Source organism: Phenylobacterium sp., assembly GCF_044371015.1.
Lineage (GTDB): Bacteria > Pseudomonadota > Alphaproteobacteria > Caulobacterales > Caulobacteraceae > Phenylobacterium.
In genome coordinates, this window is record NZ_JBILUK010000248.1 from 1 (window position 1) to 4,486 (window position 4,486).

Below are 4,486 nucleotides of genomic sequence, written 5' to 3' on the forward strand. Positions count from 1 at the left end.
GCACCTTCTGGAAGTAGCTTCCATCGCCGCCAGCCGGCGTCAGGCCCAGTTGCGCGAACTGTGAAGCCACATAGTTGGCCGCAATGTCATAGCCCGGCTCCCCCGGCTCGCGGCCCAGCAACAGGTCCGAGGCCAGGAACGTCACGTGCGCCTTGATATTGGCGGCGGATCGGCCGGCCTCATCCTGGGCCGCGGCGGGCGCGGCCAGGGTCAGTACGGCGAGGGCAAGAGCGAGAAGGCGAAGAGCCGTGGATCGTTCTGTCATGAACGACTCTTTGTCGCGTCTTCGCGCCCATGTCGACAGTCGCGGGCCCGGGTTTTTTGTCCGGGCCCTGGGGAACCCGCTGTCAGCTATCCAGGAAGCTCCGCAGCTTCCGGCTACGGCTCGGGTGCTTCAGCTTGCGCAGCGCCTTGGCTTCGATCTGGCGGATACGCTCGCGGGTCACCGAGAACTGCTGCCCAACCTCTTCCAGGGTGTGGTCGGTGTTCATGCCGATGCCGAAGCGCATGCGCAGCACGCGTTCCTCGCGCGGGGTCAACGACGCGAGCACGCGCGTCGTTGTTTCGCGAAGATTGCTCTGGATCGCCGCGTCGATGGGCAGGATGGCGTTCTTGTCCTCGATGAAGTCGCCCAGGTGGCTGTCTTCCTCGTCGCCGATGGGCGTTTCGAGGCTGATCGGCTCCTTGGCGATCTTCAGCACCTTGCGCACCTTTTCCAGCGGCATGGCCAGCTTCTCGGCCAGCTCCTCCGGGGTCGGCTCGCGGCCGATCTCGTGCAGCATCTGGCGGCTGGTGCGGACGATCTTGTTGATCGTCTCGATCATGTGCACCGGGATGCGGATCGTCCGCGCTTGGTCAGCGATCGAGCGGGTGATCGCCTGCCGGATCCACCAGGTGGCGTAGGTGGAGAACTTGTAGCCGCGACGGTACTCGAACTTATCGACCGCCTTCATCAGGCCGATGTTGCCTTCCTGGATCAGGTCCAGGAACTGCAGGCCGCGGTTGGTGTACTTCTTGGCGATCGAGATCACCAGGCGCAGGTTGGCCTCGACCATTTCCTTCTTGGCCTGACGCGCTTCGCGCTCGCCCTTCTGAACGGTCTGGACGATCCGGCGGTAGTCGTCGATCGGCACGCCGGTCTCGGTAGCCAGCGCCGCGATCTCCGAGCGGATATCGCCGACCTGGCCGGCGTCGTTCTCGGCGAACTTGGTCCAGCGCACGCCCAGCGTCTTGACCTGGGTCGACCAGTCGGGCCGCATCTCCTGGCCCATATAGGCCTTGAGGAACTCGGTGCGGCTGATGCCGTAGCTGTCGGCCAGCCGGAGCAGGCGGCCTTCCAGCACCATCAGGCGCTTGTTGATCGCATAGAGCTGTTCGACCAGCGCCTCGATGCGGTTGTTGTTGAGCTTCAGCGTCTTCAGATGCTGAACAATGGTCCCGGTCGCGGTCTGGTAGGCCTTGCGATCGGCCGCCGAGAGGTCATCGCCCTGGAGGCGGGCCGACACCAGCTTTTCCTGCAGCAGGCGGAAGGACTCGAACTCGCCGGCGATGGCGTCGAGCGTGGCCATCACGCCTTCGCGAAGCTCGGCCTCCATGGCGCTGATGGTCGGACCGGCGCCGTCGTCGAAGTCGTCGTCGTCGCCTTCGCCCTCGGCCTCACTCTCCGCCTTGGCTTCAGCTTCGGCCTCGGCCTCGGCCTCTTCGGCTTCGCCGGCCTCGGCTCGGGCGAGTTCGGCGGCGGCGGCGGTCTGGCCGCCATAGGTCTGTTCGAGGTCGATCACCTCGCGCAGCAGGATGCGACCGCCTTCCAGTTCCTCGCGCCACACCATAATGGCCTCGAAGGTCAGCGCGCTCTCGCACAGGCCCCGGATCATGGTGTCGCGGCCGGCCTCGATGCGCTTGGCGATGGCGATCTCGCCCTCGCGGGACAACAGCTCAACCGAGCCCATCTCGCGCAGGTACATCCGCACCGGATCGTCAGTGCGATCGTAGGCCGGCTCCTTGGAGGTCTCGACGACCGCGGTCTCTTCGCGCACCGCCACCTCGCCGCCCTCGGCGTCGTCCTCGCTTTCGACGACGTTGACGCCCATTTCCGACAGCATGGCCAGCGTGTCTTCGATCTGCTCAGAGGTCACTTCCTCGCTGGGCAGAACCTTGTTCAGCTCGTCCATGGTGACATAGCCGCGGGTCTTGGCCTGCTTGATGAACTTCTTGACCGCGGCGTCGGTCAGATCGAGCAGCGGGCCATCCGGCGCGGGGGCTTCGGGGGCTTCGGTTTCGGCGGCTTGGCTGGTCATTCGAATTGGCTCTCCGGGCCGACACGCACCCCTTACAAGGTCCGCGCCGGACTGATCTGGCGATGCGGCGACGACTCCGAGGCCGCGATCATGCGACCCGCGAACTCAGAATTCGTTCCCGCGAAACTTTAGGGTGCGGCTCACGAGCAGCCGAACGCAGCGCCCGGCGCGCGCACGCCGAAGCTGCGACCCGAAACCGGTCGCGAGGACTCCCGCGCTGCGAGGGAAGCATCATGTGACCCGTGTGGGGGGCGCGTCCGATGGATCGCGACGGCCCGTCGATGCCTGTCAAAAGCGCGCTAAATCCGCAGGCCGGAGATGGCGAAGCGAGCCCGCGATGTCAAGGACGCGGCGGTGAGAGGGCCTAGCCCTTCGCCGGACAGGGCTTGATGTCCTGCGGCGCCGGCCGGGCCAGAGGGGCTTCGAAGACCGCAATGTAGCCCCCGCCGCCCGCCATTTGGCGGTGGCTTAGCCGGCGATAACCCACCGCCTCGAACTCGCACTTCAGCAGCGCGCGCGGCGTGCCGTGCGCTTCCGTGGACCGGTCCAGGTCGATAACGCCGACCTTGGCGCCGGGCTTCAGCGCCGAGGCCAGGTTCCAGAGCAGCGCATAGGGGTTCTCGATCTCGTGGTACATGTGCACCAGCACCGCGCGATCCACCGATGCGGGCGGCAGCTTGGGGTCATCCGCCTCGCCCACGACGATGCGCACATTGGTCAGCTTGCGCCGCTCGGCCTCCCGCCGCAGGCCCGAGATGTAGGCTTCGACGATGTCTTCGGCATAGACCAGACCCTCAGGCCCCACCGCCGGAGACAGGCGGAGCGTGTGATAGCCCGAGCCCGCGCCGATATCAGCGACCGTCATGCCGCGTCGGATGCCCAGCGCCCGGATCAGCTGGCCGGACTCGTCTGCCGCGTCGCGGTCGGGGCCGGAGGACCACGTCGGCGCCACGATCCCGGCCACCGGGCGATCCGGCGTCGGAAAGCCCTTCACGTCCCGCTTCGGCGCGTCGGCGGCGGGCGCGGCTTCCGACATCCGGCAACCCGCGAGCAGGGTCAGGACCAGGAGGGCGAGGGCCGTGCGCATGATCCCTGTGTGGGCGGAAAACCGACGCCGGGCCAGTGAAACGGAACAAGAACCTGCTATGGGTGCAACCATGGCTCCGAGCACGGACACCGCCGACGATCTCCTTCCGCCACGCTTCGCCGCCTGGTTTGAAGGTCGGGGCTGGCGCCCGCGCGCCCACCAGCTGGCCATGGTGGCCGAGGCCCGCGCCGGGCGCGACGCACTGCTGATCGCCCCCACCGGCGGCGGCAAGACCCTGGCCGGCTTTCTGCCGAGCCTGATCGAGCTGTCCGAACGTCCGCCGGCCAATTCCCCGCGCGGCCTTCACACCCTCTACATCTCGCCGCTGAAGGCCCTGGCGGTCGACATCGAGCGCAACCTCGCCGCGCCGATCACCGAGATGGGGCTAGCCGTCGTGGCCGAAAGCCGCACCGGCGACACCGGCCTGGCGCGCCGCCAGCGCCAGCGGGTGAAGCCGCCGGACATCCTTCTGACGACCCCCGAACAGCTGGCCCTGTTTTGCGCCTGGGAAGGCGCGCGCGCCTATTTCGAAGATCTGCGCTGCGTGATCCTGGACGAAATCCACACGCTCCATTCCACCAAGCGCGGCGACCTGCTGGCCCTCAACCTCGCCCGCTTGCAGACACTGGCCCCGACGTTGCGCCGGGTCGGCCTCTCCGCCACGGTCGATGATCCGGCGGTGATCACCGCGTGGATGGCGCGCCACGCCTCGTCCTCGGCGGCTTCGCCGGGGGGCGCATCGGTTTCCCTTGTCACTGGCCCGGCCGGCGCGCCGCCGGTTGTCGATCTGCTGCTCTCGGAGGGGCGGGTCCCGTGGGCGGGCCACACGGCCCAGCACGCCATGGCCGAGGTCTATGACCAGATCCGGCGCGCCCGCATTGCGCTGGTGTTCGTCAACACGCGCTTCCAGGCCGAGTTCGCGTTCCAGGAGCTGTGGCGGCTCAACGAGGACGGACTGGCGATCGCGCTCCACCATGGTTCGCTCGCCGCTGAACAACGCCGAAAGGTCGAGGCGGCCATGGCGCGGGGCGAGTTGCGCGCGGTGGTCTGCACGTCGACCCTCGATCTCGGCATCGACTGGGGCGATGTGGATCTCGTGATT

General features: G+C 67.5%; 3 protein-coding genes and 1 pseudogene. 1 reads left to right on the forward strand and 3 read right to left on the reverse strand.

Annotation, left to right across the window (positions count from 1 at the left end):
- From ACIQ3R_RS15565 to ACIQ3R_RS15575, 3 genes and pseudogenes are all read right to left on the reverse strand, one after another.
- Positions 1-265, reverse strand: a pseudogene (locus tag ACIQ3R_RS15565) (aminopeptidase); the annotation flags it as partial.
- Positions 266-347: 82 nt separating this feature from the next.
- A complete protein-coding gene (gene rpoD, locus ACIQ3R_RS15570) occupies positions 348-2,297 on the reverse strand; it encodes an RNA polymerase sigma factor RpoD (protein ID WP_397419770.1) in 1,950 nt (649 codons plus the stop codon).
- Between the two features lie 364 nt (positions 2,298-2,661).
- The gene (locus tag ACIQ3R_RS15575; RefSeq protein ID WP_397419771.1) at positions 2,662-3,384 is read right to left on the reverse strand and encodes a class I SAM-dependent methyltransferase; all 723 of its coding nucleotides are present in this window, start codon (positions 3,382-3,384) and stop codon (positions 2,662-2,664) included.
- A 70-nt stretch (positions 3,385-3,454) separates the two neighbouring features.
- Here ACIQ3R_RS15575 and ACIQ3R_RS15580 point away from each other — a divergent pair.
- Positions 3,455-4,486 (forward strand): DEAD/DEAH box helicase (locus ACIQ3R_RS15580; RefSeq protein WP_397419772.1); only part of this gene is annotated, 1,032 nt, incomplete at its 3' end.

Excerpts from the sequence above, each read along its gene's own strand:
- rpoD (WP_397419770.1), bottom strand. The coding sequence starts at position 2,297 with ATGACCAGCCAAGCCGCCGAAACCGAAGCCCCCGAAGCCCCCGCGCCG.
- ACIQ3R_RS15575 (WP_397419771.1), bottom strand. The coding sequence starts at position 3,384 with ATGCGCACGGCCCTCGCCCTCCTGGTCCTGACCCTGCTCGCGGGTTGC.